This window comes from Pullulanibacillus sp. KACC 23026, assembly GCF_029094525.1.
GTDB lineage: Bacteria > Bacillota > Bacilli > Bacillales > Sporolactobacillaceae > KACC-23026.
This window is the reverse complement of record NZ_CP119107.1, coordinates 1,512,678-1,528,042: the sequence shown is the minus strand read 5'-3', so window position 1 is coordinate 1,528,042 and position 15,365 is coordinate 1,512,678. Positions and strand designations below refer to the sequence as shown.

The 15,365-nt window shown below is 43.3% G+C and carries 11 protein-coding genes, 1 pseudogene and 1 other annotated feature; of the genes and pseudogenes, 2 read left to right on the top strand and 10 right to left on the bottom strand.

The annotated features are described in order from the left end of the window. Window position 1: 1 nt before the first annotated feature. The 7 genes from hisS to PU629_RS06840 all read right to left on the bottom strand — a co-directional run bounded on the left by hisS (window position 2) and on the right by PU629_RS06840 (window position 8,953). On the bottom strand, window positions 2-1,279 hold the full coding sequence (gene hisS / locus PU629_RS06870; RefSeq protein WP_275283547.1) for a histidine--tRNA ligase: 1,278 nt from the start codon (window positions 1,277-1,279) through the stop codon (window positions 2-4). Between the two features lie 97 nt (window positions 1,280-1,376). Next, window positions 1,377-1,603, bottom strand: a binding site (T-box leader). Between the two features lie 447 nt (window positions 1,604-2,050). After that, window positions 2,051-2,491: a D-aminoacyl-tRNA deacylase gene (gene dtd / locus PU629_RS06865; RefSeq protein WP_275283546.1), complete on the bottom strand. Its 441-nt coding sequence runs from the start codon at window positions 2,489-2,491 to the stop codon at window positions 2,051-2,053. Between the two features lie 20 nt (window positions 2,492-2,511). Continuing rightward, window positions 2,512-4,689 (bottom strand): RelA/SpoT family protein, encoded by a 2,178-nt coding sequence (locus PU629_RS06860; RefSeq protein ID WP_275283545.1) that lies wholly within the window; start codon window positions 4,687-4,689, stop codon window positions 2,512-2,514. A gap of 219 nt (window positions 4,690-4,908) precedes the next feature. After that, window positions 4,909-5,421, bottom strand: a complete 513-nt coding sequence (locus PU629_RS06855; RefSeq protein WP_275283544.1) for an adenine phosphoribosyltransferase — start codon at window positions 5,419-5,421, stop codon at window positions 4,909-4,911. After that, a complete protein-coding gene (gene recJ, locus PU629_RS06850; RefSeq protein WP_275283543.1) occupies window positions 5,418-7,769 on the bottom strand; it encodes a single-stranded-DNA-specific exonuclease RecJ in 2,352 nt (783 codons plus the stop codon). Before recJ ends, PU629_RS06855 begins: the two co-directional genes overlap by 4 nt. A 151-nt stretch (window positions 7,770-7,920) precedes the next feature. Then, window positions 7,921-8,238 carry a LapA family protein gene (locus tag PU629_RS06845; protein ID WP_275283542.1) on the bottom strand — a complete coding sequence of 106 codons (318 nt, stop codon included), beginning with the start codon at window positions 8,236-8,238 and terminating at the stop codon, window positions 7,921-7,923. Between the two features lie 370 nt (window positions 8,239-8,608). Beyond that, window positions 8,609-8,953, bottom strand: coding sequence for a hypothetical protein (locus PU629_RS06840; RefSeq protein ID WP_275283541.1), 345 nt, complete (start codon window positions 8,951-8,953; stop codon window positions 8,609-8,611). 47 nt (window positions 8,954-9,000) lie between these two features. Here PU629_RS06840 and PU629_RS06835 point away from each other — a divergent pair, with 47 nt between their 5' ends. Further along, window positions 9,001-9,318: a hypothetical protein gene (locus PU629_RS06835; protein WP_275283540.1), complete on the top strand. Its 318-nt coding sequence runs from the start codon at window positions 9,001-9,003 to the stop codon at window positions 9,316-9,318. A gap of 378 nt (window positions 9,319-9,696) precedes the next feature. Here PU629_RS06835 and secDF read toward each other — a convergent pair. Both secDF and PU629_RS06825 read right to left on the bottom strand, forming a co-directional pair. Further along, window positions 9,697-11,926: pseudogene (secDF, locus tag PU629_RS06830) on the bottom strand (protein translocase subunit SecDF). A gap of 192 nt (window positions 11,927-12,118) precedes the next feature. After that, window positions 12,119-12,406: a post-transcriptional regulator gene (locus tag PU629_RS06825; protein WP_275283539.1), complete on the bottom strand. Its 288-nt coding sequence runs from the start codon at window positions 12,404-12,406 to the stop codon at window positions 12,119-12,121. Window positions 12,407-12,664: 258 nt separating this feature from the next. On the opposite strand from PU629_RS06825, the gene spoVB reads away from it, so the two are divergent. Continuing rightward, complete coding sequence (spoVB, locus tag PU629_RS06820) at window positions 12,665-14,218, top strand: stage V sporulation protein B (protein WP_275283538.1); 1,554 nt, start codon at window positions 12,665-12,667, stop codon at window positions 14,216-14,218. Window positions 14,219-14,490: 272 nt separating this feature from the next. Here spoVB and PU629_RS06815 read toward each other — a convergent pair whose 3' ends face one another. After that, complete coding sequence (locus PU629_RS06815; RefSeq protein WP_343076307.1) at window positions 14,491-15,177, bottom strand: DUF421 domain-containing protein; 687 nt, start codon at window positions 15,175-15,177, stop codon at window positions 14,491-14,493. Window positions 15,178-15,365 lie beyond the last annotated feature (188 nt).

The window sequence follows — 15,365 nt, the reverse complement described above, 5'->3', positions numbered from 1 at the left end:
GTTATTGGTTCCTCCTTAATTGTCTTTCCAAATAGGTGATCAAGTCATCCCAATTCACCGCTTCTTGCTCACCCGTTTCCATATTTTTAACATTAATAACTTGCTTCTCAAGCTCTTCTTCCCCTAAAAGCAGCACAAAACGCGATTGGAACCGATCGGCCTGCTTCATTTGCGCCTTCATTTTTCGATCCATGTAATCCTTATCAACAGAAAAACCAGCTTGTCTTAAACGATAAAGAATGGAGAGAGCCTTTTCCTCGGTTGGTTCACCCATTGAGACCACAAAGGCATCAAGTGCTTGTACGCCAGGTAAGGCCTTCCCTTCGGCTTCAAGTGCGAGGATCGCTCTTTCAATGCTTAAAGCGAAGCCAATTCCAGGTGATTCAGGACCGCCTAATTCTTGAACCAAACCATTATAGCGTCCACCGCCGCAAAGGGTTGAAATGGACCCAAAGCTCGCTCCCATAATCTCAAACGTGGTGTGATTGTAATAATCCAATCCGCGCACTAAGGTTGGATCCACAACGTACTGAATACCAATTTGATCTAATAAAGATTTCACTTGTTCAAAATAGTTCTTGGACTCCTCATTTAAAAATTCCAAAATGGAAGGAGCGGTTTTCATGAGCGGGTGATCATGGTCTTGTTTGCAATCAAGAATTCGGAGTGGATTTTTGTGCAAACGCGATTGACAGTCGGAACAAAACTCCCCGATACTCGGCTCAAAATGATTGATAAGAGCTTCTCGGTGACGCAAGCGACTCTCTTTGTCCCCTAAACTATTAATCACCAGTTTAAGCTCTGTTAACCCTATGTTTTTGTAAAAAGACATCGCAAGCGAAATCACTTCGGCATCAACCGCTGGATTTAAAGCGCCGATCGCCTCGACGCCAAACTGAAAGAATTGGCGATAGCGACCCGCCTGGGGTCTTTCATAGCGAAACATAGGACCGATGTAATAGAGCTTAGTCGGTTGATTCGGCTGACCGTACATTTTTTCTTGTACATATGAGCGTACCACCGATGCGGTCCCTTCTGGGCGCAGCGTTAAACTCCTGCCCCCGCGATCTTCGAAGGAGTACATTTCTTTTTGGACAATATCTGTCGTGTCCCCGACCCCTCTCAAAAACAAATCAGTGCTTTCAAATATAGGCGTTCGAATCTCTTGATAATTGTAAAGCCGGCAAATCTCTTGGGCTTGCTTCTCAATGAATTGCCAAATCGGTGTCACTTGCGGCAGCAAATCTTGCGTACCTCTTGGTATTTGTATTGGGTTCATCTCTCCCACTCCTTTTCCCAATTAAAGATGAAAAAAGACCCTTTTCCTTTTCCACCTGAATAAATAAAAAAGCCCCTTATTTGCTGATCATAAGCAAATAAGGGACGAGTTATAAGTATTGGACCCGCGGTACCACCCTTGTTAAGACGAATTAATATGTCTTCACTTTGCAAGTTAACGCCTTGCTTACGGCTTCCACTACTCATTTCATGAAAGCTCCTCCAAAGTGTCTTTCATTAGGGGCTAATGAGGAAGGTTTTCAGCCTAGACCTTCCCTCTCTTGCACACGCTTCTCCTAATTACTCTCTTTTTCCTAGGATTACGAATCTTCTTTTTCATAAATATAAGGATGTTCAAATCGTTTGTCAAGCACTTCTTCAATTAATTTTCTTTTTGAATGCCCTATTTACAGGATCTCAGGGGGGGATCCGCAAACTTCAGAACCGAGATGGTCTCAAGCGGGGATTGGCCCTTTAAGAAAGACTTGCGGAGTACGCGGCACTGAAAGGATCTCTCAGATTCATAAGATACCGGGCGACGCTTTAAGCTGTCATCTGCTCAAACCCGTCCGTTTGGAAGAGGTCCTCTTATCAAAAATTAGGCCATTCGACTCGAGCTCTTCACTGGACAAAAGAGCCTCTAGTTTATGTGTTGCGAAATCTATTTTCATCGTTGGATCCGTTCTTAAAGACTGGCTTAATGAGACACGCATAAAAAAACTCCTTTGGATTTTTTAACAGTATCCCCAAAGGAATTAAATCTATACGCCCCTTATTTGCTATCTATAATTAAAGTCACAGGCCCATCATTAATCAAAGAGACGTCCATCATGGCCCCAAATTGTCCTGTTTCGACCTTTAAACCTTTATGGCGCAGTTCTTGATTAAATTGATTAAAAAGTGGCTCCGCCTTCTCAGGACGAGCCGCTTTCATAAAATTAGGCCGTCTCCCTTTAGTCGTATCCCCGTATAATGTAAATTGAGAAACGGAGAGAATAGCCCCGCCTTGGTCAAGAAGGGACTCATTCATTTTGCCAGACTCATCTTCAAATATCCGAAGTTCGGTAATCTTACTAACCATATAAGGAAGCTGCTCTTCGGTATCCGATTCATGTATCCCGACAAGGAGAAGAAGCCCCTTTTCAATTTGTCCAACAACCGTTCCCTCAACCGTTACAGAGGCTGCCTTAACACGCTGAAGCACGACTCTCATATTAGAAGCCTCCTCTCTTTTTAATCCATCATTCGGCGCACGGAATAGATTTCTGGAAGCCGCTTAATCCGATCCACGACTTTCACCAAATGATTCACATTTGGTATGGCAATGGTCATATGGATAAGGGCCACTTTGTTCTTGTCCGCTTTTCCACTGACGGCAATAATTTGCGTCTTTGTTTCTGAGACGGCTTGGAGCACTTCATTTAATAGCCCGTTGCGATCATAGCCTGTAATTTCAATATCAACGTTATAATGCTTTTTGCCCACCTCTTGTCCTTCCCACTCGACTTCTAAAAGGCGCGCTTCTCCATCATGCTGATAAACATTCGGACAATTGGCGCGATGAATGGATACCCCTCTGCCCTTCGTAATGTAGCCGATGATCTCATCGCCCGGAACCGGATTGCAGCATTTCGATAACCGGATCATCAGGTTATCAACACCTTTAACCCGAACCCCGGAATCTGTCTTTCGTTTTGTGGTTTGATAAGTACCCACTTCTGGAAAGTTCTTAAGAATCGCCTCGGCACTTTCAGATTGGGTCTTACGGACTTTCTCAGTCAGACGGGTCACAACTTGCTTTGGCGTGATGCCATTATAGCCCACTGCCGCATAAATTTCCTCTTCAGTTGCGAAGTTATATTTCGTTGCCACGACCTTAATATTGGATTCGGTTAAAATCTCCTTTGGATCGAATCCTTGGCTGCGGAGTTCCTTCTCAATGGATTCCTTACCCTTTTCCACATTCTCTTCCCGGCGCTGTTTTTTATGCCACTGACGGATTTTATTCTTGGCATGAGAACTTTTGGCCATTTTGAGCCAATCCTGACTTGGCCCATAAGAATGATTGGAGGTCGTAATTTCAACAATATCTCCCGTCTTCAAACGATAATCGAGAGGGACCATTTTGCCGTTTACCTTGGCGCCAACTGTCTTATTGCCAATTTCCGTATGAATGCGGTAAGCAAAATCAATCGGAACCGACCCGCTTGGAAGCTCAATGACATCCCCTTTTGGCGTAAAAACAAAAACCATATCTGAAAAAAGATCCATTTTGAGGGATTCGATAAATTCTTTAGCATCTTCAGCTTCATTCTGCCATTCAAGAATTTGTCTGAACCAAGCTAACTTATCTTCAAACCGATTATTCAGATTCTTTTGGCGGCCTTCTTTATATGCCCAATGAGCCGCAATACCATATTCCGCCACGCGATGCATTTCTTCTGTCCGAATTTGTACTTCAAGGGGATCCCCTTTTGGACCAATAACCGTCGTGTGCAGGGATTGGTACATATTTTGTTTCGGCATCGCAATATAATCTTTAAAGCGGCCAGGCATTGGTTTCCAATGGGTATGAATAATCCCGAGCACCGCATAGCAATCTTTAATGTTCTCCACGATGATTCGAACCGCTAATAAATCATAGATCTCATTAAACTGTTTGTTCTGGTAAGCCATTTTTCGATAGATGCTATAGATATGCTTAGGACGCCCATGGATATTGGCTTCAATTTCAACTCCTGCCAGCTGTTTGCGAATTGTCTCCATGACTTCTTCAATATATTCCAAGCGATCTTGCCGCTTTCGCTTCATGAGATTAACAATTCGGTAATATTGCTGCGGATTGAGAAAGCGAAGAGCAATGTCTTCAAGCTCCCACTTGATTGTCGAAATTCCGAGACGGTTAGCTAGGGGTGCAAAAATTTCTAATGTTTCATTGGCTTTTTGGATCTGTTTCTCTGGAGACATATATTTCAGCGTTCGCATGTTGTGCAAACGATCCGCAAGTTTAATTAGAACGCACCGAATATCTTGTGCCATTGCGACAAACATCTTGCGGTGATTTTCGGCTTGTTGATCTTCCTTTGATTTGAATTCAAAATGACGAAGTTTGGTGACACCATCAACGAGTATGGCCACCTCTTCTCCAAAACGTTTAGAGATATCTTCCAACTTAACGGGGGTATCTTCAACTACGTCGTGGAGCAAGCCACCAATAATCGTTGTTGCATCCATCTCAAGATCAACCAAGATGCCTGCCACTTCAACTGGATGAATAATGTAAGGCTCACCCGATTTGCGAACTTGTCCGGCATGCGCCTCATCCGCAAAATGATAGGCTTCTTCAATTTGTTTTACCTGGTCTTCACTGAGATAGTGACTCGCTTTTGTCAATAACTCCTGAAACGTCATATACCCATCACCTTTAGTTTATCAGAAGATATAATGATTCTATTATCGTGAATTCTCTTGCTGATGTAAAGCCATCAACATAATTTAGCGCGAAAATAGGCGAAAACAAGCGAATCTTTGTCCTTTTTGTCACGTTTTCGCCTTATTATTGGTAATACTAGGTTTTGAGACCTTATAACTAGAGAAATAGGAGTGCCTCTGAGCCGGCACCCCTTACAATCAATATTGAGTTAATGTAAATAAGTCGTAATTCTTTAATTTGTCACGACCATTTAGATCGGTGAGCTCAATCATGAAAGCAATTCCAACCACAATCCCGCCTAATTGTTCAACGAGCTGAATGGTTGCCTCAATCGTTCCGCCTGTTGCGAGCAGATCATCCATAATGACGACTCGCTGGCCCTTTGTGATCGCATCTTTATGAATCGTTAAAGCATCATTGCCATACTCAAGGCCATAATCAACTCGAATAACCTCACGTGGAAGCTTTCCGTTTTTTCGAACAGGAACAAAGCCTAATCCCAGTGTATAGGCCACAGGACACCCTACAATAAAGCCTCTTGCTTCTGGTCCCACGATGACATCCGCGCTCTTCTCTTTCGCGTATTCCGCAATCTCATCGATCACCGCTTTATAAGCCTCGCCATTCTGCATTAATGGCGTTATATCTTTAAACCGGATTCCCTCTTTTGGAAAATCCTCAACAATCTTTATATACTCCTTATAATTCATAAGAGTACGTCCTCCTTAGCCACATGTCTGTCCACTTTTTGTTGATCAAACCAGTCTTTTACCGCTTGGCGAGGAGAATACAATAGAAATTCCTCTACCTCTGCCTGATTCAGCCGGTCCTGATAAAGGCGTGAATCTGTCAATGGTCTTTTGACCGATGTCTGAACGGGTACAAGTGCATCCTGTTCTATTTTAACAAATTCGAGCTCCAAAAACACTTTTATTATAAAATCCATCTGAGAGATTGACCAGCGTTTGTATTGCGCCCATTGTCTGAGTTTTGCAATCGTGACATTTGGATATTTGTAGAACAGCGCATACGCTTGTTTGAATTGCTCTCTTGAAGGAACGCCTTCTAACAGCGAATCCTCTTTTTGGTCAAACACTAGATAGATTCTGTCAGGGAAATCCATGCTTGCCACAAATTCGCTCAATTGTTCAAGTGATTCCGGAAGATCGAGAAGCACGAGTGATGAGCTTGATAACTGCTCCTCTTTATACGCTTCAACAGACCTTGCCTGAATGAAAGCAGGCGGAAGTGACTGATACGTTTCTTCCCTGAAATAAACGGCATGAACGTCCGGCTGGGTAATCATCCCCCGCAAAGTCTCAAGCCATTGATTCGAGCCTCTAAGATCAAAGAGCTGCCATTCTTTGATGCTGAAATCATCAATAAAAAGCTGGGGTTTACGGAAGCCATTCCACTCATTAATCCCCAGTTGACCCGCAACTGAAAGCCTGGCATCTCCTGTCATTTGACTGGCTAGAAACCCTTTTCCAAATGAGATCGCCTCTAATTGCTCTTTAGAATCGGTCAGTTGAAGCTTCAAATGATTATGAAGCGCTCCGATCGGTTTCATTTCTTTGATCATGACATTCTCTAGGACAAATTTAGGCTTTGGATTTCCTTCACCAAAGGGTTCGAGCACGGACATTTCTTCAATCATACCCAAACTGATCGCTTCGAGTGGAAGTCTAGCATCCACGCGAAGCCGAGGAACGAGCATCTCTTCAGTAAAGACTTGACGTGAATAGCGGTTCATCCGTTCCCTAAGCTCCATTACTTGCTCAAATGGAAGGGATAAGCCTGCCGCCATTTCATGTCCACCAAAGTGCGGGAGCAGGTCACGACAAGTGGAGAGGGCTTGAAAGACATCAAATCCTTCAATGCTTCTAGCGGACCCCTTAGCCATGCCTGTTTCCGGATTTACACTTAACACAAGAGTTGGCCGGTAATACTGTTCAACCAATCGTGATGCAACAATACCGAGTACCCCTTCATGCCAATCGGGATTAGCTACAATAATAAAATCACGTTCATCTTCAGGAAACAGCTCCACCATTTTTTGTGCTTCTTCAGAGATGGTATCCACATAAGCCTTTCTTTCAAGGTTCATTTGATCAACTTGCTCAGCCAGTGACAAAGCCTCCGTCCAATCCTCAGCCATTAAAAGGTCAGCTGAGAGCGATGCATGCTTCAGGCGGCCTGCTGCGTTTAAGCGGGGTCCTAATTGAAAGCCAACAAGCTCACTGTCCACTTTTTGTCCAGGCGTATGACCGCTAACCTGGAGGAGTGCCTTTAATCCCGGTTTCGGCTGTTGTGAAAGCACTTGAAGACCTTCTTTCACAATCCGGCGATTCTCACCTTCAAGCGGCACCAAATCCGCGATCGTTCCTACTGCTGCTAAATCTAAAAGATGCGTTGGCATCTCATCAAACAGTGCCTGTACAAGCTTAATAGCTACCCCCGCCCCGCACAACCCTTTGAAAGGATAGGTACATCCCGATTGTTTTGGGTTAATAATCGCATAGGCATCTGGAAGTTCAGGAGGCGGTTCATGGTGATCAGTCACAATATAATCTAATCCAATTGACTTTGCGTGCTGTGCCACATTAACAGCACTGATGCCTGTATCGACTGTGACAACTAGTGACACACCATTTGATTTCGCCTTATCTATAGCTGGAATATTTGGTCCATAACCCTCTTTAAAACGGTCAGGAATATAATAAGAGACATGCGCCCCAAGCTCTCTTAGTGCCAAAACTAATAGCGAAGTGGACGTCACACCATCCGCATCATAATCACCGAATACAAGTATGTTCTCTTCGTTTTCAATAGCCTCAGATAAACGTTCAACAGCCGTTTCCATCCCTAACATGAGATACGGATCGTGGTAAGGAACCCTCTCACTATGTAAAAAGGATTCGGCCGATTCTGGAGTAGCGATCCCTCGATTATAGAGCAGTCGGGCGATCAGTTCAGAACAATGAGCCGCCTGTGCAAGTTCCTGAATGGCCTCTTCGTTCACCTGCTGTACATCCCAAATCTTTGATGATTTTAACATAATCGTCTCCTCCCCTAACGTGACAATTATACTAGAGAGCGAATACCCGGCAAACCCCAAAAAATTATCCATTTCATTTTAAAGCAGCCAATCTTAGTTGACGTTTTGCTTATTTTTTTGGATTTCTTTAGAAACAGATGGGTTTAACGGTCTAGTCTTTATTCGGACCCAGATGAGCCCGATCTTTTTCTTTATCCAGTCTCACGAGTTCCGCTCCCTTTGTCTCATAGTCCTTAAGCTGCTTTTCCAGACGTTTGACCGTCATTTTCAATCGGATCACTCCTACGACGCCGAGACTTCCAACGACCAATCCACCCATTAAAACAGACCCTAAAACAACTAAGATTAACGGCCACTCAGCCTGTCCAAACAAATAATTAACCGTTACCGCACTGACGTTAATAACGGAAAAAATCGCAATCACTAGTGCTAAAACTAATCCAAGGATCAGCCCCCATTGACCTTTCAAAACTATCACCTCAACTCTGCAGCATTCACACCATTTTTTCCTTAGTATATCACAAGAACAAAATCGCTAACGCCGCGACTCCCTTCTTCCCAAGTATAGATTTAACCTATGAGTTTTTCTCGGGCACTGTTTTTATGTTTAAACACTTAACAAAAATAGGTGGTTGTCTAACCAATGTGGAAAATCGTCCCGTTTTAACATAAGAAGCGTAACTAGGCTACGTTACTGGTCAACTTCCTGGGTAAAACGGGCCGTTCCGAGTTAAATAGAGAATGCTCGTTACGCTCAACCGAAATAGGCGTAACGTCAGTCCGTTATTTCGGCATTCCGTCCCATTTCGCGGCGGATAGCGAATCCTCGTTACGCTCAATCAAAATAGGCGTAACATCAGTCCGTTATTTCGGCATTCCGGCCGGATTCGCGGCGGATAGCGAATCCTCGTTACGCTCAACCGAAATAGGCGTAACGTCAGTCCGTTATTTCGGCATTCCGGCCGGATTCGCGGCGGATAGCGTATCCTCGTTACGCTCAACCGAAATAGGCGTAACGTCAGTCCCTTATTTCGGCATTCTGGCCCATTTCGCGGCGGATAGCGTATTCTGGTTACGCTCAAACGAAATAGGCGTAACATCAGTCCGTTATTTCGGCATTCCGGCCGGATTCGCGGCGGATAGCGTATCCTCGTTACGCTCAACCGAAATAGGCGTAACGACATTCCGTTATTTCGTCATTCCGTCCCATTTCGCGGCGGATAGCGTATCCTTGTTACGCTCAACCGAAATAGGTGTAACGTCAATCCTTTATTTCGGCATTCCGTCCCATTTCGCGGCGGATAGCGAATCCTCGTTACGCTCAACCGAAATAGGAGTAACGACATTCCGTTATTTCGGCATTCCGTCCCATTTCGCGGCGGATAGCGTATCCTTGTTACGCTCAACCGAAATAGGTGTAACGTCAATCCTTTATTTCGGCATTCCGGCCGGATTCGCGGCGGTTAGCGAATCCTCGTTACGCTCAACCGAAATAGGCGTAACGACATTCCGTTATTTAGGCATTTCAGCCCCATTTAGCGGCGGATAGCGTATCCTCGTTACGCTCAACCGAAATAGGCGTAACGACATTCCGTTATTTCGGCATTCCAGCCCCGTTTAGCGGCGGATAGTGTATCCTCGTTACGCTCAACCGAAATAGGTGTAACGTCAATCCTTTATTTCGGCATTCCGACCGGATTCGCGGCGGTTAGCGTATTCTGGTTACGCCTAATCGTTTTACGTGTAACGACGATTCCCTCGCTTTGCGCGGACGTATTGCCGTGCCCGCGCAAAGCGAGGTTATTTTCGCACAAAAAACGACGTTTCAATGTCGGTGTATCCACAAGTCGAGAATTTTATAATTTCCTAAACAACAAAGAAAAAACACTTTAAGGAGAAGACGAAGCTTCCCTTAAAGTGTTCGAAGTTATTGCGGCTGTGCAGATGTTGATGGTTTTTTCTTATCGCGCTGCATCCATTTGAACTTCCAAATGGCCCATAATGGGGAAGCGATAAAAATGGAAGAATACGCACCCGAAATCAAGCCGATTAACAAGGCTACCGTAAAGGTACGGATCGACGTCCCGCCAAAGATAAGCAGAGCGAGCGTTGCAAGCAACACCGTTAAGACGGTGCTTACTGAACGTACAAACGTTTGCTGAATACTCTTATTGACAATTTCTTTCAAATCCTCAAACGTTCGGATTTTCTTTTTATTTAATTTCATGTTTTCCCGAATTCGGTCAAACGTCACAATCGTATCATTGATCGAATACCCAACAATGGTCAGTACAGCGGCAATGAAATCAATATTCACTTCAATATGCAGAAGACTGAACACAGAAATAATAATAAACGCATCGTGAAGCAGGGCGATAATAGCCGCTAAACCTTGCAAGAATTCAAATCGAATCCAAACATAAATAATGATGCAGGCAGAAGAGATGAGAACTGCCCAGAACGCACTTTTAGCAAGCTCTCGACCGATCGTTGGAGAAACAGTACTGATATTAACATCAGAAGCTTTCACTCCAAACTTTTTCTGAATCGCAGTGCTTACTTTTGCGACTTCATTTTGATTAAGCTGTTTATTTATACGAATGCTAGCAATGGTATTTTTTGGACCAGCTAAGACAGGCTGTTCTGTATGAAAGCCTAATGACCCAACTGTCGATTGAAATTGATCAATGTTAATTTCATGAGAAGCTTTAACATCAATTCGAGTTCCACTTGAAAAATCAATGCCTAAATTCATCCCGAAAAGGAGAAGGACGACAATACCGGCCACAGTGATGAGACCTGAAAAAATAAAAAATAGGGTCCGTTGTTTCATGAAATCAAAGGTCTTATAGCTCACGGATATCCTCCTTCTTCACACCGAATAGTCCTGGTTTTTTATCAAGTGCACGGCTTCCGACCCAAAGACTAAGCAACCAGCGTGCTCCAAAGACGGCCGTAATAAAGCTGACTAATATGCTGACAATAAGCATGACCGCAAATCCTTTAATTTCGCTTGTCCCATAAGCAAACATAACCACACCAGCTATAATCGTCGTCAAATTGGAATCTAAAATCGTAGCAAAAGAACGGCGATTTCCTGCTCTAAAAGACGATAGAATCGATTTACCCGATCGTATTTCGTCCTTAATTCTTTCCAGGGTAATAATATTGGCATCGACCGCCATCCCTACCCCGAGGATCAAGGCTGCAATTCCCGGAAGCGTTAGCACCGCTTTAAGGCCGACGAATACAACCATGACCAAATAAATATAAGCAAGCAGGGTGATAACTGCGATAAAGCCGCCAAATCGATAGAAAAGAAGCATGAATAAAAAGATCGCAGCAATTCCTATAATACCGGCAGTCAGTGTCTTAACCATCGCATATTGGCCAAATTGGGCGCCAACCGATGTCGAATAGATTTCTTTCATATTAACTGGGAGAGCACCGGCATTGAGCAAATCCGCTAAATCCTGGGCTTCCTTCAATGAGAAAGTTCCTGAAATAACAACATCAGACGAATCGATTTCTGAATTGACGGACGGAGCCGATATGTAAGCCGGTTTCCCACCTGTTAACTCTTTTTCAGATTCTTTCTTATAGGTTTCGCCTTTCTTCCAATCGAGCCAAATGACGAGCTTATTATTTGGCGCTCCCTTTGCAGCAATTTTTTTAGTTAATTTCCCAAATTCACTCGCACTCTTAAGCTTAAGTGTTACTTCTGGATTATTGGTTGAATCAAATTCAACCTTTGCTTTCCCTGGTACGAGATCAGAGCCGTCCAGCATCAAGTTATCATTCACATCACGAAACGTTAAATGAGCGGTTGTTGAAAGCATTTTTCGTGCTTCAGCTTGATTCGTTACACCTGCTAATTGAACACGGATGCGATGACCGCTCTCAATGGAAACATTCGGTTCACTGACACCTAAGGAGTTAATCCTTCGCATAATCGCTGAAACCGTATCCTTCATTGTCTGATTCGTAATTTTATCCCCTTTTTTTAAGGGCTCAACCTGATAAAGAACCTCAAAGCCTCCCTTTAGGTCAAGGCCGAGCTTCACATTGTTCATAATCATTTTAGCAGTTCCGCCGATTAGGCCGACCAATAGAACGAGTATGATAAAGAAGGTCACAATCCTTCCTTTTTTCACCATATTGCCGTACTCCCTTCAAATGCTGACTTTCACAATAATCCTATTATAGCTAGTCCCATTTTTTTATGTCAATTTATGTTTTGAAAGCCATTCCAGTTTCCCTTTATAAAAACAAACGATTGCAGAATACAACCAGTCTTATTTCATATGTAACGGAATGAGGCAGAGCGCATAGAAAAAGGAGGAAACCGATTAGGTTGGCTCACTAAAAACGTTTAAATCGACTCCTTTAAACATCTCAAGACGTATCTTATTCAAATAATCATTAACCGAGAGCCTCATGATGAAGTTAACAAGTTCATGAAGCATGGGATCTTTCAATTTTTTCTTTTTCATGGACTCAAGGATGAATGACCAAAGCTCGTCCATTGATAGGCTCTCAATCCCCAGAAGCTGAAATTCTTCAAACTTGCTGACCAAGAATGGTTCTATATGGTGACGAATTTGATCCAATTCTTCTATGTTTATGTGCTGTTCCAAACAAGATCCACTCCTGTCCTATCATCTTTAGACATTGTGAGGTCAAAAGCAAGGCTTTTGCCGTCACTAATTTTGAACAACAAATTTATCATAACATAATTCTGAATAAGTTGCGTGTACTTCTATTAAAAATGTCCATATGTCCCATTACTTTATTCTAATGTTTCTTTCAGAAGTGTCATGCTTGTTTACCTTTCCTGCATATAGTTTATGGATAGCTTGTTTACCATCAGACAGGAGTAAAAGGTAGGGGGAAGCATGGCGAAGCAGACATTTCTACGAGGTACATTCATTTTAATTATAGCGGGTATGATTACTAAAATCTTAGGTGTTATAAACAAAATCGTCTTAGCTCGTGTGATTGGAGACGAAGGGGTCGGCCTTTATATGATGGCTTATCCCACCCTTATTCTCGTTGTCACATTAACACAACTCGGGTTGCCTGTTGCGATCTCCAAGCTTGTGGCAGAAGCTAATGCCTACAATGACAGGCAAAAAATCAAACGTATCTTAACTGTATCTTTTACCATTGTGGGGACCTTGAGCATTATTTTTACAATAGCACTTATGACATTAGCACCTTTGTCCTCCCACATTCTGTTTACAGACCCGAGGACGCTTTACCCTCTTCTTGCCATTGCTCCCATTATTCCAATTGTTGGGATTGCATCGGTGCTGAGAGGTTATTTTCAAGGGGTTCAGAACATGAGCCCTTATGCTTATTCACAAGTCATTGAACAAATCGTCCGGATCTCCCTTGTCTATATTTTCGCTTCTTCACTATTGCCTTATGGAATTGAATTCGCTGCTGCGGGTGCCATGATTTCAGGGGTCATAGGTGAGGCCGTCTCCTTAATTTATATGATTCTTATGTTCAAGGCTAAGAAACGAATCCCGATTCGGAAGCGATTTTGGAATGTTCTAAGCGGGGGTGGTTCAACATTCAGGCAGCTTATGGGGATCGCCTTGCCTACAACTGGAAGTCGTTTAATCGGATCAATCAGTTATTTCCTTGAGCCGATCGTCGTTGCCCAGAGCCTGGCGTTAGCAGGTGTCGCAACCGCTGTTGCAACCAAGCAATATGGAGAAATAGCCGGGTATGCCATTCCCTTATTGACCTTGCCAAGCTTTATTACGCATTCCTTACACGTCTCGCTCGTCCCGACTATAAGTGAAGCCCAAGCCCGCAACCGTCTGGATATCATTCAATACCGGGTCAATCAAGCGCTGAAAATCGCCTTGATCGCTGGCGGCATTTCACTGATTATTGCTTTTGTATTTGCTAAGCCGATCATGACCCTAATGTACCACTCTCCTAATTCAGCTATTTACGTGTACATGATGGCACCGTTCTTCTTATTGTTCTACTTTCAAGGACCATTAGCCGCTGTTCTTCAAGCGCTTGACTTAGCTCGAGCAGCCATGGTCAACAGTTTTATTGGCGCCGCGGTCAAAATCGCGACGATTTTCGTTTTAGGCTCCAGGGCCGATCTCGGAATTATGGGAGCCGCTATGGGCTACTCGGTTGGCGTTGTGCTCGTTACGCTGCTTCATTTCTTCTCAGTCGTAAAGACAATAGGGTTTACTTTGAATTTAAGCGATTATGTAAAAGGAGTCATTGTGTTTATCCTGACCGGGGCCTTTGCCACTTACTGTAACCAAAAGCTCTTACTCTCCTACTCGATGCTTTCAAGAACGTGTCTTTTGATTCTCGTTGTTCTTCTCTTTTATCTTGTTATGATTTTTCTTTTCCGTTTAATCCGAAAAGACGAATTAGCCAATTTCCCAATTATAAGAAACTGGATAAACTGAAGGTCGGTTCATCCTTTTTTGGAGCGATTCCCCAGCCTTGCCATCTAATTAAAAGGCTGTTTTCGTAAACTTTGTTGTTTTTTTAGGCTCCAATAAGCTCGCTTTCCGCGGGCAATCCGTGAGCCTCCTCGGCAAAATACGCCTGCGGGGTCTCACCTGGATTGCTATTCCCGCAGGAGTCTCGCCTATTTCCACCTATTTTTTATTAAATAGCAACAATCTTTTAGAAAAGAGCCAATTAAAAAGAAACTGGAATTCTCCCCAGTTTCTTTTTAATTCCATTTATTCTTTTCATCGATAAAAAAGGTGCCTTTATCATCCAGGATACAGACCGAGATGCCTTTAATATCTTTATAACCAATCTTTCTCAATTCTTGTCTGAGCCAAAATTGATTTTTATCTAGGATCTGCAGATTTCTTTCCTGGATTTCCCCATCTAATATAAGAGGCAGAGGCAAGAGAGTATGATCAATCTCCCAAACAGGCTGCTCCTGCTCCTCCTCCTTCTCTTTTTCCTCCTCTTTTCTAATCACAGACAGCTTTCCATCTGTCTCCAAGAACGCAAATTCCACGTCGCCAACATTTTTTATGTTTTGTTCCCTTAATTGCATCAGTAAATCATCAAAATTATATCTCTGTTTTCTCATTTGCCGTTCATCAATTTCACCATTTTTGATGATGAGGGACGGCTGACCATCCACTAAATGACGAACGGTTTGACTTTTAAGCGAAAACCAGGCTAAAAGCAGCTGAATCAGAAGCAAGATGGCAATGGGTATGATCGTTCGTGTCATAGGTGCATTGGGTTGTTCAATCGCAACAACGCATAATTCAGCGATCATGATATTCACTACAAAATCAACCACACTTAACTGCCCGATCTCTCTCTTTCCCATGAGTCGAAAGGTCAAAAGGATGATTAAATAGAGAAAAATCGTACGAACAATCACGGTCTCCATGCTAATTTCGCCTCCTTTCACCTCACCTTTAGTATGGTCTAGATGAAGGCGAAACATGAAGAGCCGTTTTTTGGTCCATTAAGAAAGCAAATTTCAGCAGGGCAGAAAATCGATATTAAAAAATGTTTAGGAACTCAGTATAAGTGCAACCAGGCGGCCCACTTCGTCTAAAGGCTCAGCTCGTGCCT

Coding starts and splice junctions, on each gene's coding strand:
- hisS (WP_275283547.1), bottom strand. CDS start 1,279: ATGAACCCAATACAAATACCAAGAGGTACGCAAGATTTGCTGCCGCAA.
- dtd (WP_275283546.1), bottom strand. CDS start 2,491: ATGAGAGTCGTGCTTCAGCGTGTTAAGGCAGCCTCTGTAACGGTTGAG.
- PU629_RS06860 (WP_275283545.1), bottom strand. CDS start 4,689: ATGACGTTTCAGGAGTTATTGACAAAAGCGAGTCACTATCTCAGTGAA.
- PU629_RS06855 (WP_275283544.1), bottom strand. CDS start 5,421: ATGAATTATAAGGAGTATATAAAGATTGTTGAGGATTTTCCAAAAGAG.
- recJ (WP_275283543.1), bottom strand. CDS start 7,769: ATGTTAAAATCATCAAAGATTTGGGATGTACAGCAGGTGAACGAAGAG.
- PU629_RS06840 (WP_275283541.1), bottom strand. CDS start 8,953: ATGTCGTTACGCCTATTTCGGTTGAGCGTAACGAGGATACGCTATCCG.
- spoVB (WP_275283538.1), top strand. CDS start 12,665: ATGGCGAAGCAGACATTTCTACGAGGTACATTCATTTTAATTATAGCG.
- PU629_RS06815 (WP_343076307.1), bottom strand. CDS start 15,177: ATGGAGACCGTGATTGTTCGTACGATTTTTCTCTATTTAATCATCCTT.